The following is a 26,547-nucleotide window of genomic DNA, read 5'->3' as shown; positions in this document are numbered from 1 at the left end:
GACATCGCACCGGCTGCCGCAGCGAGCGATCGTCTGCGCGTTTGCCGCGCGCGTTCCAGGGACTATCGACATGACACCTGCACCTGAAATCTCCGTGCCGACGATACCCGCCGGCCCCGCGCAGACCCAGGCTGCCACACCTCCGCGGATAAAGTTCTCCTCGCACGGCTTCTGCATCGACCATCCTGATCCCGAGCTCGGCGCACAACTGATGGCGAACGCACTGGGGGTTGCCGACCGCGACGCGATGGACGGCATCCTGCGGCAACTGGTCAAGGCCAGCGTGAGCGGCGGCAAGCCCTGCGAGGTCAACCTCGCCTTCATGATCTCGATGGTGAGAAGCATTCGTCCACGGGATTCCGTCGAGGCCATGCTGGTGGCGCAGATGGTGTCGGTTCATGTGATGGCAATGCGATGCGCCCATCACCTCGCGCATGCCAAGGACCTCGCCCAGCACGACAGCGCCGCGCGCGCATTGGGCCGGCTCGCCCGCACCTTTCCCGCCCAGATCGAGGCGCTGAACCGCCACCGCAGCCATGGCGAGCCCGCCATCACCGTGCAGAACGTCAAGGTCGAGGACGGCGGCAACGCCATCGTCGGCACCGTCACGCAGCATGCGAGCGTGATCGTGTCCGAGAACAGCCCGGCATCCGCGGCGCGGGCACTGAGGCCCGCGGGCGCGAGGCGACGGCGGAATTCCGCCGATGCGGCGCGGGACCCACAGGCATGAGCGGCCACATCCAAACGACCGGCCCGATGCTGGCCAGCCGGCGTTGCGGCGCCAGGACTCGCTGCGGCAGTTCTTGCCGCGCGCCGGCGGTGCACGGCAAGGCGCGCTGCCGCATGCACGGCGGCGCAAGGGGATCCGGCGCGCCACGGGCGAACCGGAATGCGCGCAAGCACGGCCGGTTCACGGGGGACGCGATCGCCGAGCGAAGGCAGATCCGGGTGTTGTTGGGGGAGGTGCGGAGGATGCTGGAGGGGATGAAGTGATTGCGTTTCGCAAATGGCCGCGCGCAGAAACGACCAATGGGCCGCCGGGCGCGAAATCCCGCCGGCCCATTCCCGCTAAAGCATGATCCGGAAAAGTGCGAAGCGGTTTTCCCTCGCGACAAACGCGGGACGCGTTTGCGCGGAGATCATGCTCAAACAAAGAGCTAAAGCGCGATGACGATTCAACCTAATCTCATCGCGCTTTAATGGATCATGAGGGCTGCGGCGATGCCGAACGCCGTGAGCGTTGCAACGGCCAAACTCATCAGGGTTATCGCTACAGGCCTCGGCATACGTTTAAACCCGCTGACGCAGTAAAAGCTTGCCGGTTGCCGGACATCGCCGCGTTCCGCGAAGACAACGCACCCCGTAGCGGCCCCGCGAGCAAATATCCGGATTCCCGGCGGTCAGTGCACGAAAGCCAGCATCAGCGCAAAGGTGACCAGCGCGTAAGTGCTGGTGACGGTGATGCCCAAATACAGACGCTCCATTGCGGCCTCCTGCCCTCAAGGCGCCGCCCCCGCGCCATCAACTTAGCGCCCGCTCCGGCGCCGAGCAGCTGGAATTCCGGGTCATGGTAAATCTACGGGACCGTCCATCCGGGCTAGCCCCTGTAAGCTGCCGGCGCCGACCCCGTGGGCTCTTTGCGTCCGACTGAGGAAGTACCCCTCTCTTTCCAATTGCCGGCCCGTTGGGCTTATCACCGTGCAGAACGTGAAGCTGGAGGACGCCAGTTGCGAGATCGTCGGCAACGTCACGGCCAAGCCTCGTTTATTCGTCTGGTTGGAAGCCCTCCGGCATTCGAGGAGGACCGTCATCATTCGGCTGATTGCAGGCCGGACAGGGCGCACCGGCGCCTCCGCAAGCGCAGGCGTGCGGACCGGTCCAGGGCTGGTCCTGATGATTCTCGCACACCCATCTTGTGTCGTCGCAAAAGATGCAGCGAGGCTTGCTCATAGATCTTCTCGCACCCCACGAAAGAACGGATGCCGCACCTTGCCCTCGGCGGATTTGGCGCGGTACTCGATTTCGGCCAGCACCTTCGGCTCGACCCAGATCGCCTTGTGTGCAATGCGCTTGGTGTAGGGCTGCGTCTTGCGGATCAGCGGCGTCAGGCGTTTGCGGAGATCGGCGGCCGAGGCCTTGTCGAAGCCGTGGTCGACCTTGCCGGCGTAGATCAGCTCGTTGCCCTTGCGCCGGCCGACGTAAATTCCGTCCCATTCGTTGTCGTCCAGTGCAAAGCCGGCGATGGTCAACGTCTCGCGCTGGGCGCAGGTTTTCTTGACCCAGTCGCGGCTGCGGGTGCCGGTCGGATAGGCGCTATCCGCCACCTTCGACACCACGCCCTCATAGCCGAGCCTACAGGCATGCGCGAACATCTTGGGGCCGTCCACCTCGAAGCTTTCGCTGAACTGGACCTCGGTGCCAGCGACGAGCTTCTTCAGCAGCGCTTTGCGCTCCTTCAGCGGCAGCTTCCGGAGATCGCGGCCATTGAGATAGAGCAGGTCGAAGGCCACCATCACGATCCTGGTCGACTTACCGCGCAGCTCGTTCTGCAGCACGGAGAAGTCGGTCGTGCCGTCTGGTGAGGGAACGACGATCTCGCCGTCGATGATGGCTGATGATGCGGAAATGTGCCAGGCGTCTTGGACCACCTTCTTGAAGCGCCTGGTCCAGTCGTTGCCGCGCCGGGTGTAGATCTTCACGTCTTCATTAGCGATGTGAGTCTGAACCCGGTAGCCGTCGAACTTGATCTCGTGAATCCAGCGTGTGCCGCTCGGCACCTTCTCGATCGGCGATGCCAGGGCCGGCGCGATGAAGCCGGGAAAGAGCGCCTTGGTCCCGATCGCCTCGGGCTTCCTACGCTGAAACGCCACAACGCAACTCCACAAACAATAAGCTGATTCAAACTGGCGCAATCGCAATCGTTCCGACGCGGGTCCGCAAATGGAACGGTCGATCATAAACCGAGTTGGCCCTCATCGACAGGGAGGCCGGAATGGCAAAGAACGCGAAGAAGCAGACCGCGCGCGGTCGCAAGCAGGACCGAGCGCGCGTCGCCGGCGGGCAGGATTACGAAGTGCGCTATGAGGCGAAGAAGACCGGCAAGTCGGCCGCATCGGTGAAGAAGGCCGTCAAGAAGGTCGGCACCAGCCGCAAGCGAGTTGAGCGTCGGCTCGGGTCGGCGATGAAAAGGTCGTTAGGAACGGCACCTTCGAAGCGACGTTAGCAATGTGCTGCTCGCGGCAGAGCGGCATCATGGATGAAAGTGCCCCGGCTCTTGCCCCCGAAGACCGGGGCACATTCTCGATCAGTTTGAGCGGCCCCGGCTGGCACCTCGCTGGGGCACCGAATCGGCCTCGGCATGTCCTCTCGCTGGGGCCGTTTCGCTTCGGGGAACAAGCAGGAGTCCAGAGGCCGTTTCGCGAGAGTAAACAGCCCGCTCCTTTGTCTCGGTGGCCGTCAGCCGCAAGCGCGTCGATCGTCGGCCGAGTTGCGGTGCCGGTCGGAGTTAGGGCCTGGTCGGCAGCAATCAACCGGTGCTCATTCGATCCCGAAAGCGCGCTCGTTCGGAAGCGGAATCGGCTCATGGTGACTTCGTCCCAGAAACGTGTCGGGCTTGGGCAACCCCAGCGCAGCGTTGGCTCGGGCGAGGAGATCGTCCGCTGACCTGCGCAGCCGTTCGAGTTCAATCTGCAAATTCGTTGGGCGGTAAACAAGCATTGCCGGCTCCGAATAACTGGACTGCTCGTACAGGATTGAGCGTAGGCCTGAATATTTCTCGGAGCAAGGGCTTAGATGACCGGCCTCGCCGCTCGGCTCGGATCTAATGGGTCGTGGGCGCGGATATAGTCCCAATGATTTGCATGTCTTCTTTCCGCACGGTTACGCGGCGTCCCGTCTCGGCAGCGATCTTTCGGGCGGCTCGCATCGCGGAATCCTCGTCCGTCAGTTCGAGCAGGATGATGCTGCCTGTTCCCGAGAACGCGTCAGGGTTCAAGAGTTCGATGATGAACAATGGTCCCCCCTCCGGACGATCATTTTCACCGCGCGTTTATAGCGGCCTTGACGCACCGCGATTGCGCAGGATCATCCGATCTCGCACGAATCTGGTTCGTCAGCGCCTGCGCTATGATCTCGGCTTTTTCCTTGGTCAGCTTCTCGGCAAAGGGGCCATTTTTCTTTATCTGTGCCGGTCCTTTGAGTTCGCTGTCGTAGACCATCCAGCCAATGCTTCCTTGCCGAACGAGGAAACGGCCTCGCATCGGGCGTCCAATAAATTCCATTGCAACCATCCACCTGTGAAACGCAAGTTCACCGATTAGCTTGCAGGATGGTGTGCTCCGCATTGAACTATGTGAATCGTTGCGATCAACTTTGGACAAGCACCGCTCGCGCTTTCCGCAGCGAACTGAAAACGGCCCCAACGAGGGGGCCGCCAACCCGAGCGATACGGGTTTTCTTCCAGGCAGTCGGGGGGCACCTTGGCTGACCAGAAGCGCCAATTAGACGCTCTTGTCCTCTCGATGGTTCCTTGCCTACTGCGCATATTTTGGGAGAAACTGGCGGTCGCACAGGAGCGTGCTAGCAATAGCTCCGTCGGGTCGCGCCCCGGCAATATCGGACGACTGGGCCTCAGCAACGGCGTTTCGGCGTGCTGGGGCCTTTTTGCGATTACCTAAGGGGGCGCCATCGAATTGCTAGGAAGTCGCCATCTCGCCAGACGAGCTGACACGAACTTCGGCTAGCTAAGGGCTTCAAGAGATTAACACATGCAAGTGCCGGAACTTTCGTCGCCAGCATGATCCGGTGAACCTGCCTCCAACAACACAGACCGGAATCAGGTAGCGGCTCCAGCACCGGCCTCCCGGCCCCCAGAGGTGCTGGGGCCGTTTTTACAATTAAGGGGTAATCCAAGGTGCCGTCGGCGTTTGTCGCATTCCCCGGTAATATGCAGTGCGCTCTCGGACATGAGCGCGCGTGGGGACGGCTCTGGCGCGCACGCTAGCCCCGCAAAGCGCCGGAGCCGTCTCACGGCGGCGACGGGTGCTATCCTACATGAGATGGATCACCGGCTCATAGCGGTCCAGATGCGCGGACCGAGGCTGGGGCTAATAACCGGCTCGTGGTGATCGCCAACAGAGCCAGACGGGCCGAGCGCCGTCAGCCAAGCGCGGGCCATCGCCCTCGCTGAGGGCATTTTCTTGGGCCAAGAAAAAAGCCCGGCGCGAGCGTGGTCGGCTTTCTCTTGGGCGGATGCGAAAATGAAAGAGGCCGCCAACGGAGGCGGCCGTAGCCCAAATTGGGTCATTCCGTCATTTGGTCGCTCCAGATGCGTTCGCCGCATTTGCATTCCATGAGCCGCACGGTTTTCCCGCCGACAGGATCGAGGATGGCACGGACGAGTTCGGGGATGTCAGAGCATCTGGGGCACTGCTGCCAGTTCATGGCTTTGTGCGGCGTCGTTCGCTGATCTAGAGTGGGCTGGTTCACTTCAGTTCTCGATGCGCTCTTAGTGGACTCCTTAAGTTACAAAGTGAACAGTTGTTCCTGGGTTGCGCCGCGAAGGCCTTTGTTTGCCTCGAAAAGCGCTAGCTCTAACCGGAACGACCGAAGGCCGGCCTCGGCGAGATGGCGTCGCCTCTGTTCACGCACCAGGATCGCATATCAATGGCTCGCTGAGCGCGATCCAATAACGCTATCGTCTCTTCGCTGAATGGCTGGCTCATGGCGCAGCTCCTCCTTGCAGGCGGGAGCGCGCTCGGTCTTCAGCCACCGACGCCTACGGACAAAGCCTTCGCCGGTGATCGCGGGACAATGAGCCAGTGCAGCAAGCCTGGCAAGTTGATTTACTGTCCACCCGCGCCGGTCATCCCTTTCGGGACGACCGACGGCGAGCTTTGGGCCGGGCATCCCGTGCTAAGGGAGATACTGTCCTAATTAGGACACTCGACCGAACAAACGAGAAGGACCGGCAAATCCCGGGAAGACGAGATGACCAGGATGTGCAATTGGTACTGGCATTTCAGGACGAAACAATTCGGAGAACATCTTGCCAGCTTGGGCCGAAGAGGAAGAGCAGCGCCTGCTACAGATGATCCGCGAGACCGAGCTAACCCAGCGCGAGATCGCCCAGAAACTCGGCCGCACAGAGGCCGCAGTCAGCGCCCGACTGACGATAATGAGGAAGCGTCTCGCGGCGGGGAGCTAGGCTCGCTCAACAGCTTCTTCCCGCGAAGAATCTTCACTTAAGATAAGGCCGGAACCTAGATGGGACACGGCTCCTGACACGCCTAAGTAAATGCGAACACCAAGGCCGCGGCGCAAGCTCTCCATATGTTCAGGTTCAGTCACGACGATGGCGTCGAGTACAGCCTCATGGCGTTGGCGGCGATATCGTTCGTAGCGCTCATCGTAGGCGTCGGCGCCCTGTTTATGTGATGAGCCTGCCATCTCATGGATGATCCAACCGTCTTGGCCTCAGCGTGTACCCCCTCGCTGGGGCCATTCTTTGGGGCGCCAGCCTAACGGTGCTATCCCGCCGCCGAAAATCAAACCGGCAGCTCGATACCTCGCAGCTTGAGCAGGTCCTCGATCTCAATGGCCCGCCGGGCTTCGCGCGCTTTTTTCAGCAAATGCTCGCGCTCTGCTCCGGGGGGAAGACCTGCCGCTTTCGCCCTCGATTCCTGAGCAAGCCGGTCAAGCCGAGCGGTGAGCGACAACGTTTGTATCGTCCGTTTGCGCCGTTTCTTTACCATGACAGTTCGCCTGACATTCCAACTAGCGACCGTCAGAACACCAGCCGCACGGGCTCGCATTGTCCTGGGATAATCTAGGCGCTCGAAATTTTTTCATCCGTTAGGAACTGACGCGCCGGTGCTTTTTGAGCGAACAGGTCTCAGCTTGAATTTCGTAGCGGGTGGTCAGCCACTTTAAGACCGGGCCAGATTGGCAGGTCGCCTGCCTTCGGGATGCTTGTCGATTGTCCGCTTCGCTGCAGCGATCGCTTCTTGAGTACGTTGGTAGGTCATTGTTCTGATGGTTTGGCCGCCGGCGATCGGCGTGACTTCGACCAAGAACCCACCGCCGGGTTGCTCGATAATCACCAATCGGTGCGCTAGATATTCAAATTCGTCCGTCACGTTAGTGAACTCGTTCTGGATTTCGGAACAAGCGGGTAAGGCCTGGAATGTTCCAATAGTGAGGTGGGACTTTGGGCGCAGCATGCTCTGCGACGGTGTCAGCGCTCTCCCGGCCACCAGGTTGAGGGCGGGTTCATGGCGGAGATCTTAGTCGTCCGCAGTACCACAAGATGGCTGCGCTTGAACGGGTAGCCGGAGCGTCGCGAGCACAGCTTGCAGCGCATATAGCGCTCCAGCTCGTGGATCGGCGTCCACTTCGGCCGCCTCACGATATCGAGCGCGACCGTCTGATGCGTCTCGCAGCCGAGGCATTTCACTTCGAGGTAGCGGAAACCGGCGTTGAGTGCATCGCCGAGCGCGGGCGACGGCTGGGCGGGCCCCTGAAAAGCGAGCATGCGGGCGTTCCATGCCCGGCAGGCCGCACCATCCGCCTCGAGCCGAGCCTCCTTGGCGCGCTCGGCCAGATGCCTGACCGTCGCTCCGAACAAGTACTCCCGAGATTTAGAGCCCATGCTGGTCACAAAAGCCGGATTCTCCTGTCGTTGCAAATTCCCAAGATATGGTCGCGCGGAACCGGTCCTGAGTACAGAAATCAGGCCGGTCAGTCGTTGTACTGGTTGCAGTCCGCGGCAGCGATTCGATCGTTGTGCAATACGATCTGATCTCCGCCGTGGCAGCGATTTCAAGAAGACTCTGCAGCGGCCGCAACCTCGACTGCGAGCACCGCCGGTAACTGATCCGCCGACGCATCCTGCGCGTTTCAATCCGAGGCCCGCGTCATTTTCAGAAACAAATCTCCGGGCGAAACGAGCGCCCGAGTGTGTCATCACAACGGAATTGTTTGCTCGATAGACGGCACGACCCAGGATAAATTTCATGATTGTGCGGGGACTTGTTTTCGTCATCCTCACGCTTTTCCCGGCAGGCGCAATTGCCAGAAGCTGGTTTCTCAATGGCGTCGGGAGCAGCGGCATTTATCACATCTGGGAGTTCGGCGACGACGGCCTGGTGTCGAGCCTGACGCCGGCGCTGTCGCCGCCCGATGGCGTTCTTCATTTGGCGTGGCCATCCGCGATCGCGCCGGATGCGCATACAAGGCGTCTTTATGCGTCGGCCTATACGACGGGCTGGTTTCAGCTGCGGCTCTGGACGTCGACGAACGAAGGAGCCTGGATTCCGCAGGGAATCGCCTTTCAGTCGGACGCGTCCGAGCCCGGCGGGATCGGCCCGGCGCAGGTGGTGTATGAGCCCGGAGCAGCCGAGCCGTACATGATCTATTACCTCGACCGCGCGGCGAAGCAGATCAAGCTGGCGACCAGCGTCGACGGCATCACATTCACGCGCCATGGCGCCGTGATCACCCCCTCACTGCCCGAGGAAGCGTCCGGGCTGTCGATCAGCTATGCCTGCCGGCGCGCGAACGGCGAATATGTCATCTTCTATCACGGCTACTACAACAACACGCAGAACGCCGTCGCGCTGGTTGCCACGGCAGATAGCCCGCACGGCCCGTTCACGAAGAAGACCGTCATTGCGCGGCCGGATGGTTTTGCGTCGACGCTTTCCGCCCACCGTCTCAATGCCACCGCCACCGCTGATGTCGCGGTGCCGTTGGGGATTCCGCTGCTGGTCGGCGGCGGCACGGCACGACAGGAGGCCAACGTCGCAATCAAGCAGGACGAGACGACGATCTGGTTCGAGCGGCCATTCGTGTTCGATCACGTTTCGGATCGCCTGGTTTCGGTCTCGCGAAACAAGGTGGAGCTGTCCTACGCCCAGGAGCAGCCGGACGGCAGCTGGCGCGGCGTCTTCTCGCTCTACAATCCAGACCCTGGCGTCGCTTCAGAATATACGACGGAGGGCAGCGCCCGATCCCTGACCGCGCCATGGTCGTATGCGAGAACCGGGTTTCGCTTCAAGCCATGGTATCGCGGCGGGGAAAATTCGACCGAGAACCCGACGCCGCTGCTCAGCAACGACGCGTGTTCGAGCTAGAATGGCAGGCGCATCGTGAACGCCGGCCTTAATGCTCCGGACGATGCCCCCGCTTCCATCGTCCACGGTTCGGCTGCGGCCGACGAGACGGCCGCTGGGCTGACCGAGGACCATCCGCTTCAGCCCGACTATTGGTGGAGCTGTTCCTGGAGCTGTTCCTGGAGGCCGTTGCGCAATCGAGGACGATCTGCCAGTTTTCAACCTTTGATCAACGGGCGATCCCTATCGCGGGCACAGGATGCGACAGGTCTGCCAGCGTGAGGCCAGGATCCGGACACGGAGCGCGTGAAGACGTCTGATGCCCGAAACAGGTGAATTTCAAGAATCCAGTTCGGCCGCCTTGCAGCGCGCCTTCGCGCAGGCCGTCGCGCTGCATCAGCGAGGGCAGCTCGCGGCAGCAGAGAAGATCTATGAAGACATGCTCCGACAGCAGCCGGACAACTTCGATGCGCTGCATCTGCTGGGCCTGATTTCGGCGCAGACCGGCCGCAGCGAGCGCGGCGTCGACCTGATCCGGCGAGCGATCAGGCTCAACGGCAACGTCGCGGACGCGCACAGCAACCTCGGCAACGCGCTGCGCGCGTTGCGTCGCTTCGACGAAGCGCTCGCGAGCTTCGATGTGGCGGTCGCGCTCAAGCAAAACCTTGCGCCGGCGCTCTACAATCGCGGACTTACGCTCGCCGACCTCGGGCGCCACGAGGAGGCGCTTGCAAGCTACGCTCGCGTGATCGCGCTCGTGCCTGACCATGCGGATGCCCATCGAAACAGGGGCGCCGCGCTGAGAAAGCTGCAGCGGCTGGATGAGGCGCTGGCGAGCCTGGACAGGGCGATTGCGCTCAAGCCCAACGACGCCGGTGCACACAACGATCGAGGCAACGTGCTCAACGACCTCAAGAGGTTCGATGATGCGCTCGCGAGCTACGACCGGGCCCCGGGAATCGCCGGCGCGTGCTACAATCGCGGCAACGTGCTGGTCGAACTGGATCGTCTCGAAGAGGCAGTTGCAAGTTACGACAGAGCGATCGCGCTCCAGCCCGACTATGCCGAGGCCTACAACAACCGCGGCTCGGCGCTGTTCAGGCTCAGGCATCACGAGGCGGCGCTCGCCAGCATCGACAAGTCGATCCGGCACAAGGGCGACGATGCGGCTGCTTACGCCAACCGCGGCAAGGTTCTATCCGTTCTGGCGCGCTACCCCGAGGCACTCGCCGCCTATGACAAGGCCGTCGCGCTCAAACCGGACCAGGCCGACATCGAAGGCTATCGTCTGCACGCCAAATCCCACATTTGCGACTGGGCCGGCTTTGACGCCGAGTGCGACCGACTTGTCGAGTTGATCAGGACCCGGAACGCGACGACGCCGCCATTTCTGTTTTGTAGCGTTCCTTCATCGACCGCCGACCAGCTGCTGTGCGCCACGCGATGGACCGCGAAGAATCATCCGCCGTCCGCAAGCCAGCGCTGGCGGGGCGAGCGCTACCATCACGATCGAATTCGCGTCGGCTATTTCTCGTCGGATTTCTGCAACCACGCGACATCGCTCTTGATGGCAGGGATGTTCGAGTGCCACGACCGGTCGAAATTCGAGACGGTGGCAATCTCATGGTCGCCCAACGACCCCTCGGAGATGCGTCAACGGCTGGAGGCGTCGTTCGATCGATTTGTCGAGGTCCGGGACATCAACGACGATGAGGTCGCCGACCTGATCAGACAATTGGAAATCGACATCCTGGTCGATCTGAAAGGCTTTACCGGGGGATCCCGCACCAGAGTCCTCGGCCGCCGGCCCGCCCCCATCCAGGTCAATTATCTGGGCTATCCGGGAACGCTCGGTGCCCCGTTCATCGACTACATCATCGCCGACCGTACCGTGATCCCGGACCGCCATCGCGAATTCTACAGCGAAAAGGTGGTCGCCCTGCCCGACAGCTATCAGGCCAACGACGACAAACGCGTCATTGCCGATCGCGCGTTCACGCGCGGCGACGTCGGGCTGGCGCCGACCGGCTTCGTGTTCTGCTGCTTCAACAACAACTACAAGATCACGCCTGACATGTTCGATCGGTGGATGAGGATTCTCGGCCGCGTCGAGGGCAGCATGTTGTGGCTCCTCGAAGCCAACGCCGACTCTGCCGCAAATTTGCGAAAGGAGGCGGTCGCGCGTGGCGTCGCTGCGGAGCGCCTCGTGTTCGCACCGCGTATGTCGTCACCCGACCATCTCGCACGCCATCGCCTCGCCGGCCTGTTCCTCGACAGCACGCCCTACAACGCCCACACCACCGCCAGCGATGCGCTATGGGCCGGCCTGCCGGTGCTGACCATTCTCGGCGACACGTTTGCCAGCCGGGTCGCGGCGAGCTTGCTCCATGCGGTCGGCCTGCCCGAGCTCATTGCGGAATCTCCGGAGGCTTATGAGCGCATGGCGGTCGACCTTGCGACCGATCCTTCGAGGCTCGCGGCGCTCAGAACCAGGCTGGCGGCCAACCGGCTGACGGCGCCGTTGTTCGATACCAAACGTTTCACCCGGCATATCGAGGCCGCCTACACCACGATGTATGCGCGTCACCGGGCGGGCATTGCGCCGGACCATATCGTCGTCCCGGCGTGATCGTTGCTGCCTGACGGCAGTTGCTCGTCAGCGGAGCGCTGAGAGCGAAGTCAATCCCTTGACGTCCGGCCGGTCGAGACAATAGATGACGAACATCATATAACGACCCGACGCCCGGGCAGGTTCGAATCCCGGCCATGCCGGTTCGCACCAGGGCGCGACAGGAGAGCCATGCGTCGAATTGTTGTGACGGGCCTGGGGACGGTGTCGCCGCTGGGCTGTGGCACCGAACTGGTGTGGTCGAGGCTGCTGGCGGGGCATTCCGGGCTAACGGCATTGCCGGAATGGGCGGCGGCGCTGCCGGCGCGCGTCGCAGGACAGGTTCCCGACAAGGCCGGGGATGCCGAGGGCGGCTTCGATCCTGACCTGGCGGCCCCGCGCAAGGACCAGAAGAAGATGGACCGGTTCATCCTGTTCGCGCTGCTCGCAGCGGCTGAAGCCGTGGCGCAAGCCGGCTGGATGCCGGCCGACGCGCAGGCGCAGCAGCGCACCGCGACCGTGATCGCATCCGGGATCGGCGGGTTTCCCGCGATCGCGGACGCCGTGCGCACGGCGGAGAAGAGCGGCCTGCGCCGGCTGTCGCCGTTCACCATTCCATCCTTCCTGGCAAATCTCGCGGCCGGGCACATCACCATCCGCTACGGCTACAAGGGTCCGATCGGCGCGCCGGTGACCGCCTGCGCCGCCAGCGTTCAGGCGATCGGTGACGGCGCGCGCCTGATCAGATCAGGCGAAGCCGACATTGCGATCTGCGGCGGCGCGGAGGCCTGCATCGATCCGGTGAGCCTCGGCGGCTTTGCAGCGGCGCGGGCGCTCTCGACGTCGTTCAACGACACGCCGGCGCGGGCGTCGCGGCCGTTCGACCGCGACCGCGACGGCTTTGTGATGGGCGAAGGCGCGGGCGTCCTCGTCATCGAGGGGCTCGAACACGCGCTTCGGCGCGGCGCGAAACCGATCGCCGAGCTCATCGGCTACGGCACGACGGCGGACGCCTATCACATCACCGCTGGTCCCGAAGACGGCGACGGCGCCCGGCGCGCGATGGAGGCGGCGCTGCAGCAGGCCGGGCTGCGGCCCGGCGAGGTCCAGCATCTCAACGCGCACTCGACATCGACGCCGGTCGGCGATCTCTCCGAGTTGGAAGCGATCAAGCGCGTGTTCGGGCGCGCGGGAGGAATTGCCGTCAGCGCCACCAAGTCGACGACCGGACATCTGCTCGGCGCCGCCGGCGGCATCGAGGCGATCTTCACCATCCTGGCGCTGCGCGACCAGGTCGCGCCGCCCACGCTCAATCTGGAGAACGCCGATTCCGCAGCTCAGGGCATTGACCTCGTCGCGAACGTTGCGCGGCGGATGGCCATCGAACACGCGATCTCGAACGGTTTTGGATTTGGCGGCGTCAACGCCAGCCTGGTGTTTCGACGGTGGTCCTGAGGCGGTCGGGCGTTGCGCGCAATGGAACGATACCGCGCGTGCCGAATTGCCTAACCGCCCGCCGCTGCGTTGCGCACGTCAATCCGTTCCCCGTCCTGCTTGCGGACGTAGAGATGACGTTCCAGCACGGATTGCATGTTCTCGAACATCGAATAGAGATCGTCGCAATAAACCGACGGATTGTCGAAACCGTTCTTGGTGGAGAAGCGGTGCGGAAGGTAGCCTCCGCCGCAGGCGTTCATGAACTTGCATTGCCGGCACTTCTCGCAAAGATTGACTGAAGCATCGCGTGCGGCTTTCCAGCGCGGCTCGGTCCTGACGTCGTCGATCGCGTGATCGAAGATGTTGAACCGCGTGTTGGTGAAACCGTCACCCGCAATGCGCAACACGTCGTGGGCCTCCACCGTGCCGTCGGTCATGACCGTGCAAAGCTCGACCGGCTTGTGGCCGACACCTTCGGTCGGCGCGTTGTTGCCGATCAGGGCCGCGACCATGTCGGAAATGATGCGGACATTCGATGTCGGCGTCGTGCGATTGGCTTCCAGCCACAAGTCGAAAAGGCCGTTATAGAACGGGGCAATGGACGACGGCTTCTCGTCCACCGTCGCGTCGGGAATCATGATGTCGTAGTTGGCGATGCCGCACGCCGCGAAAAAATCCGCGTACTCCTGCGGCGCGTAGGCCGGGTTGCAAACCGCGAGGGCGATCACGCCGATGTCGCGCGATACCAGCATGCGGGCGGCGCGTTCCACGGCGGCATGGGTGCCGGTCCCTTGAAACGTCTTGCGGTGAGCGTCGTGAATATGTGCCGGCCCATCGATGCTGATCGCCACCGAAATATTGCGGGCCTCGAAGCAGTCGAGCCATTCATCGTCAATCAGGATGCCGTTGGTCGTCACCGCGATCGGGATCTCGCAGCCGGTCCGGGATGAAATGCCCTCGCAGCCCTCCGCAAAACGGTGAAAATTATCGACACCCCAAAGCAGCGGCTCACCGCCGTGCAGGATCACGGGAAAGTCGACGAGGGAGTATCTGGCGACGTGCTGTTCGAGGCGCAGCAACAGCTGCTTCAGCACCTCCGCACTCATCAGCTTGGGCTTGTCATAGACGGCCGCATCGCGAAACCAGTAGCAATAGGAGCAATCGATGTTGCACCTCGCCGCTACCTTGACCAGCAACTGCGTGATCGGCTGCTCCTGGAACGCGACGGAATTTGAAGCGTCAACCGACATGCGGATTACCGGCAAGCTGCGATCGGGCTAGATCATGATGCGTTTCCACGGAATCGCATCATGATCTCATCTGGTTGTTTGAGCATGATCTTTTCGGAAAACCGGTATCCACTTTTCCGGATCATGCTCTAGTAGCCCCTGACGAAGCCACCTCGTCGGAACGCGCCTGCTCCGGGATAATATCCGCCGGCCCTGCGAAATGCGCCGGCGCCCGGATAGTAGCCGCCGCCTCTGCGAAAGCCGCCCGCATAGGGCCCCCTGGCAAAGGCCCCGCGCCTGAAATAAACCTGAGTTGCCTGAGGCTGGTCGGAAACCACCCCCAGCTGGAAACCCTGTACGTCTTGAGGGCTCTGTTCTTGCAAGCTCTGTTCTTGAGGGCTCTTTTCCTGAGCGCCCTGTTCCTGAAGGCTCTGCTCGCGCACACCACTCAGCAATGCGTCGATACCCTGATGATCGCTTTCGATTGTCGCACCCGGCCCGTGCAGTTGCAGCAGGCTCGCCAAGACCGTCAGCGTGATCGCCATCGTTGAGCTCCTTTTCGCGATATCGCAATCAAACGAAATGTCGGCGCGTGCCGTACGCCGGTCGAGCAACTGAAAGTATAGCAGCTGATTTGCAGCGGAGTCTAGGTATCGCGTCTGATGCTGCGCCGATCAGTTCGCGATGGGCGAACGACCAGGGCACGCTCTCGCGCGAGCCCGTTCCGAAAGACCTGCGCAATCGTTCACGAATGTGATCGCGGCCAACGGCACCGCAATCTGAATCGGGAGCCGCAGGCATGCGCGCGAAATGGCCGCTTTTGCGTGCCGAAGCGGGTCAGTTCCGGGTTTGCGGATGAGGGCTCAATGGCGCGCCAACCGGAACGAAACTGCGAACTCTTATGTGATTGAAATTGCAATGCGACCTTTAACAATACCCGATTGAGGTGTGCGTCCGCACTCACAATTCCCCGAGCCCATTGGAGCGCGATGACTTTTTTTCGAATCGTAATCCCGCTCTGGCCCTTTGATTTGACACGATCTTTTCGGACAACCGCTACACGCTTTTCCGGATCATGCTCTAGTGACCGGCGGAGCGTCGGTTCATTTCCTCAAGGGGCTCGCGCAGGGCATCGAACTGGGTACCGAAACCTTTCCAGTCTCCCGCCTTCAATCGCTCCATCGCCTGATTGTAGTGATCGAGCGCCTGCTGCGCCGGGCTCGCCCTCCCGCCCGCAGGGGACACCGTTTCGGTTGCGTTTGAAACCGCCGGCACCGCACCGGGCTCCGCGAACAACGCGGCCAGGGCGTCAGCGAGCGTCTCCTTCATCACGACGTGCTCACCGTAGGCCGCGATCACGCGTTTCAGCTCCGGCAGGTGTCCAAGCTCGGCGCGCAAATAGAGCGGCGAGACATAAAGGATCGAGTTCTCGATCGGGATCACCAGCAGGTTCGCACCGCGTATCACCCGCGAGCCCATCTGATTCCACAGCGTGAGTTGTTGCGAGATCTCGGTATTCTGATTGATCCGTGCCTCGATCTGAAACGGCCCGTAGACAAGCTTGTCCTTGGGGAACTCGTAGACAATCAGCTTGCCGTAGTCGGGGGCGTCGCAACGCGCCGCGAGCCACGCGATCATATTGTCGCGACGGCTCGGTACCATGGGAAGCATCAGGAAGAACTCGGCCTGCGGCTCGCCGGGCAGCCGCATGATGATGTAATAGGGGGTCATCACCGAAGTGCCGTCGCCGCCCGGCTGTCGCGGAAACTGCCAGAAGTCCTCGCGGTTGTAGAATATTTCGGCCTGCTCCATGTGGTAGGTCTGATACAGCCGCGCCTGGATCAGGAACAGATTCTCCGGATAGCGGATATGCTTCTGCAAATCCGCCGGCATGGCCATGAACGGCTTGAACAGGTCCGGGAAGATGCGCTGGTAGGTCGCTGCAATGGGGTCGCTTGGGTCGATCAGGTAAAAATCGACCGTCCCGTTATAGGCATCGACGACAATTTTCACCGAATTCCTGATGTAGTTGAGATCGAGCTCCGGCACGGGCTGCGCTGAGGGGAAATAGGAGCTCGTGGTGTAGGCATCCTGCATCCAGAACAGCCGACCGTTGCTGACGACCAGATAGGGATCATGATCGAGCCTGAGGAATGGGGCGATCGTGCGCACCCGTTCCGTGATGTTGCGCCGGATCATGATCCGGCTGTCGGCCGTGATATAGCTTGAGAGGACCAGATTCGCGTCGTTGAAGTAGTAGGCGAACAGCGTTCTCCATCCCAATGCTCCGATCGGCACACCGCCGCTGCCGTCATAGGCCGCATAGACGTTGTCCTTCCCCTTCGGATAATCGAACTCCGGGATGCTGGCCTTGACGATGACGTAGTCGTCGCTCTCTTCGCCGAAATAGATGCGCGGTTCGTCGATCCTGGGGCCACCGTCGGCAACGGGCGGAATATCGCGCAAATAGAAGAACGGCAGTCCTTCCGTGCTCTTGCGGGTGACCGGGCTCATCACTGCGCCGTTGCCGTGCGTAAACAGCACGTGGCGGTTGACCCAGGTCTGGGCGTTCGCCGGCAGCAGGGAGGCCCGGAGTTCGCGGGCCGAGAGCATCACGCTCTGGTAGGAGCCGTCGAGCCAATAGCGATCGACGTCAAGATCATGGAATTTGTAATAGGTACGGATCTCCTGCAGCTGCGCGTAGGTATTCGACAGCGGCAGCCAGTCCCACAGCCGGATGTTGTCGATGGTCGCCTTGTTCGCTTCCAGCGTCTTGAAGGTCAGCCTCTGTTCAGCGGCAAACGGCTTGGTTGCGATCCGGTCGAGATTGTAGGCCTGCCTGGTGAGCGCAATGTTGCGTTCGATGTAGGGCTTCTCCAGCTCCAACTCCGTCGGCTTGACGACGAAGTGCCGGAAAAGCGAAGGGACGAGGCTCGACAGCATGACAGAGCCGACGCCGACGAGGATGAACGCGGCGGCAAGAAGCCGGTAGGTGCACGCCCGCAAATTGGCCCATGCGATGAGCGCCGCGATGATCGAAAGCCCGATCATCAACCACAGAGCCGGCAGCCCCAGATGGACATCGGTGTAGCTCGCCCCGACCACGACACCATTGTCGCCGTAGAGCAGCAGATAGCGGTCGAGCCCATAGGACCAGGCTTTCACCGCGAACAGAAGGCCAATCAGCGCCGAGCCATGCGCGATCACGGTCGGCGAAATTGAACGGTTGTGAACATCGTATTCGATGTCGCCGCGCACACAGTAGATCGCTCCGGCAAACAGCGCGCCCAGGATAATTGTCAGCAGCATCCAGTTCTTGATCGCGATATAGGCGGGTAGCGAAAAGAGATAGAACCCGATGTCCTTGTTGTAGAGCGGATCCTGCGCACCGTAGGGCACGTGGTAGAGAAACTGCAGGAAGATGTTCCAATTGCCGACTTCGCCTGCGGCAACCAGCACGGCGAGCACACCCGCACCGAGCGCGACAAACCGCGGCCGGGCTAATTGGTCGCGCAGTTCTACGAACGGATCGGGCGGCGCCGTAAAACCGGCGACCTTCCCCGGGGCAACTCGGTTCTGTAGCGGCTGCTGCATGGCAAACAGCACCGCCAGGACTCCGTTCAGCGAGAGGACGACGGTGGTCACCGCGAAGACGGAGAGAAAGACGATTGCCTTGGCGCCGATCGCCGTCAGGAAAACCTGTAGGTAGCCGATCGATGAAAACCACAGCCAATCGACCAGGAAGTCGCTCGCGAACGAGAGCAGGATCAGGCAAATCGTGATGACGATGGCCGCAACGATCAGCCTGACCACGCCACTTTGCCGTGGTCCTTTCCGGCCGGGTCCGGTAATCCCGATCGTCATGACTTCATCATAGCGGAAACGAGGGACGCCCGCCGCTTGTTTCGTGGTGGGGATTGCCCGCCAAGGCGCGATGAGGGCTCGAAGATGCGTCACCGGGCCCCAAATGAGCACAAGGCGGCAACTGCTCAGGCGGCCGGCGTGATCAATCTGTCGTCGAGCAGGAAAGCTCCCAGCGAATGGAGCCGTATCGTAAAATGTCGTGGAATAGCGAACATTTGGCGCTCCCTAGGGGAATCGAACCCCTGTTTCAGCCTTGAGAGGGCCGCGTCCTAACCGCTAGACGAAGGGAGCGTTGAGAGGCAAGGCAATAGCCTTGAAATCCGGCCGCCGCAAGATGCCTTGTGCATTGCGGCGGAGATTTTGTCACGCATGCTTTACGAACGCCCCCGGCGGCATCCGGCGCCATAGCGCTGGATTCCGGGTTCATCGCCGCGCGATGCCCTCAGGTGTGCAATCGCGCACCCGGGAAGACGAGGCCGGGCGAGATGCCGCGCGTGCCTTTGCCGAGCGCGTCGCACCTGCACGCTACAGTGGCACCGCCCGCGCGATTGCATGATGGCCACCCTGAGATGTCATGTCGTCGTCGTGCACGGCCCTGCTTTCGCCAAATGGCAATGCAAAACACTTGGCTGTGAAGTCACCCGGCGTCCGTCTCTGCTAACATCGCAGCCCTTCACCATGCTGCGCCCCGCACGGCGCCGGACAAGCGAGAGGAGTGCTTGGAACAAAGCGCAAGCGCTTGACGGCCTTGGCGCACGGCAGATTTGGCTCACGAATATCTTGGCACAACAAACATCAGCGCGGTCGCAGGCCATGGAAGACGTTCCGCACCTCGCGCCGCACAGGTCAATAGCTTAAGCAGAGCGAGGACAGACCATGATCAAACTAAAAATCAACGGCCAGGAACAGAATTGGGACGGCGACCCGGATCTTTCGCTGCTCTGGTATCTCCGTGACGAAGCAGGCCTCACGGGCACCAAGTTCGGCTGCGGCCAGGCGCTGTGCGGCGCCTGCACCGTGATCGTCGACAAGGAGGCGGTTCGCGCCTGCATCACCTCGGTGTCCGACGTCGTCGGCCGCGAGGTCACCACCATTGAGGGGCTGCATCCGACCGGCGACCATCCGGTGCAGAAGGCCTGGCGCCAGGTCAACGTGCCGCAGTGCGGCTACTGCCAGGCCGGCCAGATCATGCAGGCCGCGGCGCTGCTGGACCAGAACCCGAAGCCCAGCCACGACCAGATCCGCGAAGCCATGGCGGGCAATATCTGCCGCTGCGGCTGCTACCAGCGGATCGAGAATGCCGTCCATCTCGCATCGACGGGGGTGTGACATGAATATCCGCACCAATCCCAGCAAGCTTCGCGGCTTCGAGAAGCACGTGAAGGTCGAGAACGTTTCGCGCCGCAGCATCCTCAAGGGGCTCGGCATCGCCGGCTCTTTCGTGCTCGCCGCGCCCGTGATGACGCGCCAGGCGTTCGCCTATGAAACCGGCGCCGGCAAGATGCCGCACGGCGTGGTGGTCGACCCGCGCGTGTTCGTCGCGATCGCCCCCGACGGCATCGTCACCATCCTGGCGCACCGCTCCGAGATGGGCACCGGCGTGCGCACCAGCCTGCCCTTGATCGTCGCCGAGGAAATGGAGGCCGACTGGTCGCGCGTCCATGTCCAGCAGGCGCATGGCGACGAGGTCAAGTTCGGCAACCAGGACACCGACGGCTCGCGCAGCACGCGGCACTATCTGATCCCGATGCGCCAGATCGGCGCCTCGGCGCGCTCGATGCTGGAAGCCGCCGCCGCTAAGAAATGGGGCGTGCCGGTCACCGAGGTGAAGGCGCAGAACCACGAGGTGGTGCACAGCGCGAGCGGCCGCAAGGCAGGCTTCGGCGAACTCGCGGCCGACGCCGCAAAGGAGTCGGTGCCGAGCGTCGAGGGCCTCAAGCTGAAGGACCCCAAGGACTTCCGCTATCTCGGCAAAGGCCAGGTCTCGATCGTCGACCTGCACGACATCACCACCGGCAAGGCGAATTACGGCGCCGATGTCCGGCTGCCCGGCCTGAAATACGCCGTCATCGCGCGTCCGCCGGTCACCGGCGGCAAGCTCAAGTCGTTCGACGACAGCGCGGCCAAGAAGGTGCCGGGCGTCGAGAAGGTGATGGAGGTCAAGGGCTGGCCGTGGCCGTCCAAGTTCCAGCCGCTCGGCGGCGTGGCCGTGATCGCGCGCAACACCGGCGCCGCAATCAAGGGCCGCGACGCGCTGAAGATCGTCTGGGACGACGGCGCCAACGCCAAATACGACTCCGTCACCTATCGTGCCTCGCTCGAGGAAGCCGCGCGCAAACCCGGCCTCGTGGTGCGCAAGGAAGGCGACGCCGATGCGGCCCTGAAGACCGCCGATAAGGTGATCACGGGCGAATATTATTTGCCGCATCTCGCCCATGTCAGCATGGAGCCGCCGGTCGCGGTGGCCGACGTCAAGGGCGACAAGGCCACGATCTGGGCGCCGGTGCAGAGCCCCGGCGGCACCCGCGAGGATGTCGCCAAGACGCTTGGCATCCCCGAGGAGAATGTCACCGTCAACGTGACGCTGCTCGGCGGCGGCTTCGGCCGCAAGTCGAAATGCGACTTCGCGCTCGAGGCGGCATTGCTGTCGAAGGAGCTCGGCGCGCCGGTCAAGGTGCAGTGGACCCGTGAGGACGACGTGCATCACGACTTCCTGCACACCGTCTCGGTGGAACGGATCGAGGCCGGTCTCGACAAGAGCGGCAAGGTGATTGCGTGGCGGCACCGCAGCGTGGCGCCGACCATCGCCTCGACCTTCGCCGCCGGCGCCAATCACGAGGCGCCGTTCGAGCTCGGCATGGGCCTGATCGACAACCCGTTCGAGATCGCCAACCTGCAGTGCGAGAATCCGGAAGCGGCCGCGTTCACGCGGATCGGCTGGTTCCGCTCGGTCTCCAACATCCCGCGCGCCTTCGCGGTGCAATCCATGGTCGGGGAAATCGCGCATGCGACGGGCCGCGACCAGAAGGAGATGCTGCTGGAGCTGATCGGAAGCCCGCGGATCGTCAACCTGTCCTCGGTGAAGGATCCCTGGAACTACGGCGAGCCCTATGACAGCTACCCGATCGACACCGCGCGCTTGCGCAAGGTGGTCGAGCTGGTCGCCGAGAAGGGCGAGTGGGGCCGCAAGGTGCCGAAGGGCCACGGCCTCGGCATCGCGGTGCACCGCTCGTTCGTCAGCTACATCGCGACCATCGTCGAGGTGGCGGTCGACGACAAGGGCAAGTTCTCGGTGCCGCGGGTCGACACCGCGATCGATTGCGGCACCTATGTCAATCCGGAACGGATCCACTCGCAGATCGAGGGTGCCGCGATCATGGGGCTGAGTCTGGCCAAATACGGCGAGATCAGCTTCAAGGACGGCAAGGTGCAGCAGGGCAATTTCGACGACTTCCCGGTGATCCGGATGGACGAGTCGCCTGTGATCACCAACGTCTACATCGTGCCGCCCGGCGCGGACACCCCGCCGAGCGGCGTCGGCGAGCCCGGCGTGCCGCCGTTTGCGCCGGCCTTGATCAACGCGATCTTTGCCGCGACCGGAAAGCGCATCCGCGCCCTTCCGATCGGCAAGCAGCTGGAAACGTGAGAGGAACGTGAATCTATCAACTGCGTCATTGCGAGGAGCGACAGCGACGAAGCAATCCATCCTTCCATTTTGCCGAGCTATGGATTGCTTCGCTTCGCTCGCAATGACGTAGACAGAGTCGTGCTCATCTTATCCTTCAGGATGGAACGACGGACGAGATAGGCAGTTCTCATCGATCGCGCTTTAGAGGAAGCAGATCGATGAGAACCCCGCCTCAGACGTTCGGGACGCTCGCGGCAGCCTTGTCCGCGGGCGTCTTTCTTTTTGCGACGCAGGCTGCGCTCGCACAGCCGGCCTCGCCGCCGAAAGCGACCGCGACCCGTCCGGCGCGGGTGCTGCCCGACCAGAACTCGGTTCCGAGCAGCGGCCCGCCAGCGACCACCGGCCAGACCACTGGCGAGGCCAGCCGCGATCCCACGATCAAGCAGATGAACGACGACGAGAAGCGGAAGGTCGATACCAAGGGCAAATAAAGCAAGCGCGGACCGGGAAGCGGCGGTCTCCCCATCCGCCGCTTCCCGATCGCATCGCCCCCTATAGGTGAGAAGCGTTTTCGAACGGAACGAACACCGTTTCGCTTCGAGAAAACGCGTCATAACAAGCCGGCGCTTCGGTCCTGATTCAATCAGGACCGAAGCTCGGATCACGTGGCTTACTTCTTGTCGAGCGCGAACACCCAGATCACGCCGCCTTGCGGGACGTTGTTCTCGAAGCCCTTGACCTTGCCGGCCAGAGCATCCTGGATGCGTTGCGCGTCGACGCCCCAACCCGACTGGACCGCGATGTATTGCGTTCCGTCGACCTCATAGGACATCGGCATCGCCATGATGCCGGAGTTGGTCTTCTGCTCCCACAACAGCTCGCCGGTCTTGGCGTTAAAGATGCGGAACATCCGGTCGTTGGTGCCGCCGGCGAGAACCAGATCGCCCGCGGTCGCCGTCACCGAGCCGAACAGCTGCGAGGTCTTGAAGTCGTGCTGCCAGACCTTCTTGCCGGTGGCCGGATCCCACGCCTGCAACTCGCCGAAATGATCGGCGTTCGGTGCCGGCGTCAGTCCGATGTCCTCCGGCTTGGTGCCGAGCCAGAGCTGGCCGGGTACCAGCGGCTGCTTCTCGCCCGTGAAGCCGCCGCAGAAGTTCTCGTTGGCGGGAACGTAGACGAGCTTGGTGCTCTGGCTGTACGCCGCCGACGGCCAATCCTTGCCGCCCCACAGCGACGGGCAGAACTCGACCCGCTTGCCGATCACCGGCTTGTGCTCGGGATCGACGATCGGCCGACCGGTCTCGGCCTCGATGCCCTTCCAGACATTGGTCTTCACGAACGGCCAGCCGGACACGTAGTTGATCTTGTCGGGCTTGTTCTCGAGCACCCAGAAGATGGCGTCGCGTCCCGGGTGGATCAAGCTCTTGAACGAACGTCCGTCACGCTGCAGGTCGACCAGCATCGGCGCATCGACCTCGTCCCAGTCCCAGGAATCGTTCTGGTGATACTGGAAGTGCTTCTTGATCTTGCCGGTCTCGGGATCGAGACCGATCACCGAGCTGGTGTAGAGGTTGTCGCCGGCGTGAGCCGAGCCCGGCCACGGCGCAGCGTTGCCGACGCCCCAGAGGATCGTCTTGTTGTCCTTGTCGTAGGTGCCGGTCATCCAGGCCGATCCACCGCCCGACTTCCAGTCGTCGCCACTCCAGGTCTCGTGCCCGGGCTCGCCTTCGCCGGGGATGGTGAAGGTGCGCCAGAGCTCCTTGCCGCTCTCGGCATCGTAGGCGACGACATAGCCGCGCACGCCGAACTCGCCGCCGGAGCCGCCGACGATCACCTTGCCGTCGACCACCAGCGGCATCAGCGTCAGATACTGACCCTTCTTGTAGTCCTGGACCTTGGTGTCCCAGACCACCTTGCCGGTCTTGGCATCGAGCGCGACGACATGGTCGTCGGTGGTGGCGAAGTAGACCTTGTCCTGCCACAGGCCGACGCCACGGCTCGTCGGGTGCAGCTGGAACAGATCGTCGGGAAGCTGCCGCTTGTAGCGCCAGTACTCCTCGCCGGTCTTGGCGTTGAGCGCGATCACCTGCCCCATCGGGGTCGCGGCAAACATCACGCCGTTGTTGACGATCGGCGGCGCCTCATGGCCCTCGATGACGCCGGTCGAGAAGGTCCAGACCGGCTTGAGGTCCTTGACGTTGGAGGTGTTGATCTGGTTGAGCGGACTATACCCCTGTCCGTCATAGGTCCGGCGATACAGCATCCAGTTGCCGGGTTCGGGATTTTCGAGACGCGCCGAGGTCACCGAACTGTAGTTTTCGATCGGCCCCGCGACGGCATAGGTCGAAATGAGGCACGTGAATGCGACACAACTCGACAGTAACCACTGCTTGCTTGTCATGAGATGCTACCTCCCTGCTCTGTTTTGATTTTTTCAGTTTAGGTCATGCAGAAATCCCGATGTGGCCTCATCCTCCCTGCTGAGCACCCACCTTTCCGACGAATGGCGCTGCGACCGTGATCGCGCCGTCGGCAACCGTCAGCGGCAATGCCGCGAGGCGACGTGGCGCCGGCCCGAACACGACCTGCGCATTCTGCCGCGGATCGTATTCGGAGTTGTGACAGAGGCATTTCAGGACGTTCTTGTCGCCCTGCTCTTCCTTCAACCAGGCAGTGATCGGACATCCGGCATGCGTGCAGATGACCGAGTAGCAGACGATGCCGTCAGGGGCGCGGGCGCGCGTGGCATCGTCGAGTTCGGCGGGATCGAGCTTGACGAGCACGACCTCGTTCAGCCGCGAGCCCTTGCGGATGACGGAGGTCTTCGGATCCTGCGGCCAGGCGCGAATGGGCGGGCCGCCCAGGGTCAGATCGTCCGACTTGATGACCTGGCCGGCCTTGTCGCCTTCGGCGCGCACGAGCCGATCGGCTTTTTGCGGCCGCTCGCTGGCACCGGGCTGTTCTTCATCATCGGCGGCGGCGGGCTCGATCGCGGCGAGACAGGCGCAGCCTGCGAGCGCGGTCAACACCCCGCGGCGCGTCGGGTCGGCGCACGACCCTGCCGCATCGGATTCACCGGACTGTTCGATCGAAGCGCTGGAGTTGGCTTGCGACATGGCGCAAGCTGAACGTGCAACTCGGCCGAAAAGATGGCGACACACCTTCTCGATGCGCGAACGCATGCGCAAAAAATACGCTGCAGCTTTCGGTTGATCGACGGCGCGGCTTCGCGACTGCTGCGATCAGGGTTCGTTGACGAAGCTCAGCCTGCCGACAGGTTTCAGCGTCTTTGCATCAAATGTGCGAATCTCTGTTGCACCGCCCACGTCAAGCGTGAGGACCAATCGTTCGCCGGCGACACCGGTGGCGACGATGCGCGCGCCTTTCGGCAGCGCAGCAGTGACGTCGGAAACGGAAACGGGGCTTTCCTCGCTGCGATAAAGGCGGTAGCCGATGGCAATCAATACGACGGCCACGGCCAGTGCCGAGGTCAGGCCCGCGATCAGCATCATGCGCCGCACCCGCGCGATCAGCGCGGCCTGGTCGGGGGTCGGTTCGGTCACAGCGGTGTCGGTCATCACAAGGCTCTATCTTTGCAAGTGTCTTCGCAACAAGTCTCTTCGAATGGCGGTCGGAAGCTGGAGGTCGTCGTCGCCGGCGACGAGGGCTCGGCCCGGCTCGACCGCGTGCTCGCGCAGCGCAGTCCCGAGCTGTCCCGGTCCCGGCTGAAGGCGCTGATCCTCGCCGGTTCCGTGACCGTCAAGGACGCCGTCGTCCGCGACCCCGCTTATCATGTCGCCAAAGGCGATACGATCATAATCGACGTGCCGGAGGCCGCGCCCGCCGAGCCGCAGGGCGAGGACATCGCGCTCGATATCGTGTTCGAGGACGACGACATCATCGTCATCGACAAGCCGAGGGGCCTCGTCGTGCATCCCGCCGCCGGCCACGCCAGCGGAACGCTGGTCAACGCGCTGATCGCGCATTGCGGCTCGAGCCTGTCCGGCATCGGCGGGGTCAAGCGGCCGGGCATCGTGCACCGCCTCGACAAGGACACCACGGGGCTGATGGTGGTCGCCAAAAACGACCACGCCCACCAGTCGCTGACCGCGCAGTTCGCCGACCATGGCCGCACCGGGCCGATGGAGCGCGGCTACATGGCGTTCGTCTGGGGCGTGCCGAACCGGCCCCACGGCACGATCGACGCGCCGATCGACCGCCACCCGCACGCCCGCGAGAAGATGGCGGTGCGCCAGGGCGGCCGCGAGGCGATCACGCATTTCGAAGTGCTCTCGAGCTTCGCCGGCCGCGACGGCAAGCCGGTCGCCTCGCTGCTGGCGTGCCGGCTCGAGACCGGGCGGACCCATCAGATCAGGGTGCACCTCGCCCATCTCGGCCATCCCCTGCTCGGCGACAGCGTTTACGGCGCCCACTTCAAGACCAAGGCCGGGCAGCTCGGCGCGGAAGGTAAGGACACACTCACTGCGCTGGGCCGGCAGGCCCTGCACGCCTATCTGCTGGCATTGGAGCACCCCCGGACCGGAGAACTTTTGCACTGGGAGGCGCCTTTGCCGGAGGATTTGCTTCTTCTGCAATGGGCGCTGGAAGCGGCGGTATGACGCACCCCTCCCGGAAAAGCCGCGTTATGACAACAGGTTATACCTGCCACAC

General features: G+C 62.7%; 24 protein-coding genes and 1 tRNA gene. 11 read left to right on the top strand and 14 right to left on the bottom strand.

Features of this window, described 5'->3' with window-relative positions; translation table 11 throughout:
- The first annotated feature begins 70 nt into the window (after positions 1-70).
- Positions 71-730: a hypothetical protein gene (locus ACVI1L_RS21205; protein ID WP_456783690.1), complete on the top strand. Its 660-nt coding sequence runs from the start codon at positions 71-73 to the stop codon at positions 728-730.
- Positions 727-993 carry an HGGxSTG domain-containing protein gene (locus ACVI1L_RS21200; protein WP_456783689.1) on the top strand — a complete coding sequence of 89 codons (267 nt, stop codon included), beginning with the start codon at positions 727-729 and terminating at the stop codon, positions 991-993. The genes ACVI1L_RS21205 and ACVI1L_RS21200 overlap by 4 nt, the downstream gene beginning before the upstream one ends.
- A 953-nt stretch (positions 994-1,946) precedes the next feature.
- Here ACVI1L_RS21200 and ligD read toward each other — a convergent pair.
- Positions 1,947-2,870, bottom strand: coding sequence for a non-homologous end-joining DNA ligase (gene ligD, locus ACVI1L_RS21195; RefSeq protein ID WP_057019192.1), 924 nt, complete (start codon positions 2,868-2,870; stop codon positions 1,947-1,949).
- Positions 2,871-2,992: 122 nt separating this feature from the next.
- On the opposite strand from ligD, the gene ACVI1L_RS21190 reads away from it, so the two are divergent.
- On the top strand, positions 2,993-3,223 hold the full coding sequence (locus ACVI1L_RS21190) for a DUF3606 domain-containing protein (RefSeq protein WP_057019191.1): 231 nt from the start codon (positions 2,993-2,995) through the stop codon (positions 3,221-3,223).
- A 314-nt stretch (positions 3,224-3,537) separates the two neighbouring features.
- On the opposite strand, the gene ACVI1L_RS21185 is transcribed toward ACVI1L_RS21190, so the two are convergent.
- The 3 genes from ACVI1L_RS21185 to ACVI1L_RS21175 form a co-directional block, all read right to left on the bottom strand.
- Complete coding sequence (locus tag ACVI1L_RS21185; protein ID WP_141340039.1) at positions 3,538-3,717, bottom strand: hypothetical protein; 180 nt, start codon at positions 3,715-3,717, stop codon at positions 3,538-3,540.
- 103 nt (positions 3,718-3,820) lie between these two features.
- Positions 3,821-4,012, bottom strand: coding sequence for a hypothetical protein (locus ACVI1L_RS21180; protein WP_057019190.1), 192 nt, complete (start codon positions 4,010-4,012; stop codon positions 3,821-3,823).
- 25 nt (positions 4,013-4,037) lie between these two features.
- Complete coding sequence (locus ACVI1L_RS21175; protein ID WP_168855819.1) at positions 4,038-4,280, bottom strand: hypothetical protein; 243 nt, start codon at positions 4,278-4,280, stop codon at positions 4,038-4,040.
- Positions 4,281-6,046: 1,766 nt separating this feature from the next.
- Here ACVI1L_RS21175 and ACVI1L_RS21170 point away from each other — a divergent pair.
- Positions 6,047-6,205 (top strand): sigma factor-like helix-turn-helix DNA-binding protein, encoded by a 159-nt coding sequence (locus ACVI1L_RS21170; RefSeq protein WP_200844582.1) that lies wholly within the window; start codon positions 6,047-6,049, stop codon positions 6,203-6,205.
- A gap of 340 nt (positions 6,206-6,545) precedes the next feature.
- Here ACVI1L_RS21170 and ACVI1L_RS21165 read toward each other — a convergent pair whose 3' ends face one another.
- The 3 genes from ACVI1L_RS21165 to ACVI1L_RS21155 all read right to left on the bottom strand — a co-directional run bounded on the left by ACVI1L_RS21165 (position 6,546) and on the right by ACVI1L_RS21155 (position 7,648).
- Positions 6,546-6,752, bottom strand: coding sequence for a hypothetical protein (locus ACVI1L_RS21165; protein WP_057019187.1), 207 nt, complete (start codon positions 6,750-6,752; stop codon positions 6,546-6,548).
- Between the two features lie 174 nt (positions 6,753-6,926).
- Entirely contained in the window at positions 6,927-7,136 is a 210-nt protein-coding gene (locus tag ACVI1L_RS21160) for a hypothetical protein (protein WP_141340037.1), read from the bottom strand.
- Positions 7,137-7,234: 98 nt separating this feature from the next.
- Positions 7,235-7,648 (bottom strand): hypothetical protein, encoded by a 414-nt coding sequence (locus ACVI1L_RS21155; RefSeq protein ID WP_076830452.1) that lies wholly within the window; start codon positions 7,646-7,648, stop codon positions 7,235-7,237.
- Positions 7,649-8,012: 364 nt separating this feature from the next.
- Between ACVI1L_RS21155 and ACVI1L_RS21150 the strand changes: the two genes are divergently transcribed.
- The 3 genes from ACVI1L_RS21150 (at position 8,013) to fabF (ending at position 13,173) form a co-directional block, all read left to right on the top strand.
- Positions 8,013-9,131, top strand: a complete 1,119-nt coding sequence (locus ACVI1L_RS21150; protein WP_456783688.1) for a hypothetical protein — start codon at positions 8,013-8,015, stop codon at positions 9,129-9,131.
- Between the two features lie 298 nt (positions 9,132-9,429).
- Positions 9,430-11,739, top strand: a complete 2,310-nt coding sequence (locus tag ACVI1L_RS21145) for a tetratricopeptide repeat protein (protein ID WP_456783687.1) — start codon at positions 9,430-9,432, stop codon at positions 11,737-11,739.
- Between the two features lie 171 nt (positions 11,740-11,910).
- Positions 11,911-13,173, top strand: coding sequence for a beta-ketoacyl-ACP synthase II (gene fabF, locus ACVI1L_RS21140; protein ID WP_456783686.1), 1,263 nt, complete (start codon positions 11,911-11,913; stop codon positions 13,171-13,173).
- A 50-nt stretch (positions 13,174-13,223) separates the two neighbouring features.
- On the opposite strand, the gene ACVI1L_RS21135 is transcribed toward fabF, so the two are convergent.
- The 4 genes from ACVI1L_RS21135 to ACVI1L_RS21120 form a co-directional block, all read right to left on the bottom strand.
- Positions 13,224-14,405: a radical SAM protein gene (locus tag ACVI1L_RS21135; RefSeq protein WP_456783685.1), complete on the bottom strand. Its 1,182-nt coding sequence runs from the start codon at positions 14,403-14,405 to the stop codon at positions 13,224-13,226.
- 128 nt (positions 14,406-14,533) lie between these two features.
- A complete protein-coding gene (locus ACVI1L_RS21130) occupies positions 14,534-14,929 on the bottom strand; it encodes a hypothetical protein (RefSeq protein WP_057019179.1) in 396 nt (131 codons plus the stop codon).
- 535 nt (positions 14,930-15,464) lie between these two features.
- The gene (locus tag ACVI1L_RS21125) at positions 15,465-18,248 is read right to left on the bottom strand and encodes a UPF0182 family membrane protein (protein WP_456783684.1); all 2,784 of its coding nucleotides are present in this window, start codon (positions 18,246-18,248) and stop codon (positions 15,465-15,467) included.
- A gap of 216 nt (positions 18,249-18,464) precedes the next feature.
- Positions 18,465-18,539, bottom strand: a tRNA-Glu gene (locus ACVI1L_RS21120).
- A 585-nt stretch (positions 18,540-19,124) separates the two neighbouring features.
- Here ACVI1L_RS21120 and ACVI1L_RS21115 point away from each other — a divergent pair.
- The 3 genes from ACVI1L_RS21115 to ACVI1L_RS21105 all read left to right on the top strand — a co-directional run bounded on the left by ACVI1L_RS21115 (position 19,125) and on the right by ACVI1L_RS21105 (position 22,367).
- The gene (locus ACVI1L_RS21115; protein WP_028333166.1) at positions 19,125-19,577 is read left to right on the top strand and encodes a (2Fe-2S)-binding protein; all 453 of its coding nucleotides are present in this window, start codon (positions 19,125-19,127) and stop codon (positions 19,575-19,577) included.
- A gap of 1 nt (position 19,578) precedes the next feature.
- Positions 19,579-21,894, top strand: a complete 2,316-nt coding sequence (locus ACVI1L_RS21110) for a molybdopterin cofactor-binding domain-containing protein (protein ID WP_456783683.1) — start codon at positions 19,579-19,581, stop codon at positions 21,892-21,894.
- A 200-nt stretch (positions 21,895-22,094) separates the two neighbouring features.
- Positions 22,095-22,367, top strand: coding sequence for a hypothetical protein (locus ACVI1L_RS21105; RefSeq protein ID WP_456783682.1), 273 nt, complete (start codon positions 22,095-22,097; stop codon positions 22,365-22,367).
- A gap of 179 nt (positions 22,368-22,546) precedes the next feature.
- Here the strand turns inward: ACVI1L_RS21105 and ACVI1L_RS21100 are convergent, their stop codons facing one another.
- The 3 genes from ACVI1L_RS21100 to ACVI1L_RS21090 all read right to left on the bottom strand — a co-directional run bounded on the left by ACVI1L_RS21100 (position 22,547) and on the right by ACVI1L_RS21090 (position 25,454).
- Positions 22,547-24,277, bottom strand: a complete 1,731-nt coding sequence (locus tag ACVI1L_RS21100; protein WP_038387773.1) for a methanol/ethanol family PQQ-dependent dehydrogenase — start codon at positions 24,275-24,277, stop codon at positions 22,547-22,549.
- Between the two features lie 67 nt (positions 24,278-24,344).
- Positions 24,345-24,992: a QcrA and Rieske domain-containing protein gene (locus tag ACVI1L_RS21095; RefSeq protein WP_456783681.1), complete on the bottom strand. Its 648-nt coding sequence runs from the start codon at positions 24,990-24,992 to the stop codon at positions 24,345-24,347.
- A 126-nt stretch (positions 24,993-25,118) separates the two neighbouring features.
- Positions 25,119-25,454 carry a hypothetical protein gene (locus ACVI1L_RS21090; RefSeq protein WP_456783680.1) on the bottom strand — a complete coding sequence of 112 codons (336 nt, stop codon included), beginning with the start codon at positions 25,452-25,454 and terminating at the stop codon, positions 25,119-25,121.
- Positions 25,455-25,475: 21 nt separating this feature from the next.
- On the opposite strand from ACVI1L_RS21090, the gene ACVI1L_RS21085 reads away from it, so the two are divergent.
- Positions 25,476-26,495: an RluA family pseudouridine synthase gene (locus tag ACVI1L_RS21085; protein ID WP_456783679.1), complete on the top strand. Its 1,020-nt coding sequence runs from the start codon at positions 25,476-25,478 to the stop codon at positions 26,493-26,495.
- Positions 26,496-26,547 lie beyond the last annotated feature (52 nt).

Source organism: Bradyrhizobium sp. USDA 4516 (genome assembly GCF_054055915.1).
This window is presented reverse-complemented; position numbering and strand designations above follow the sequence as displayed.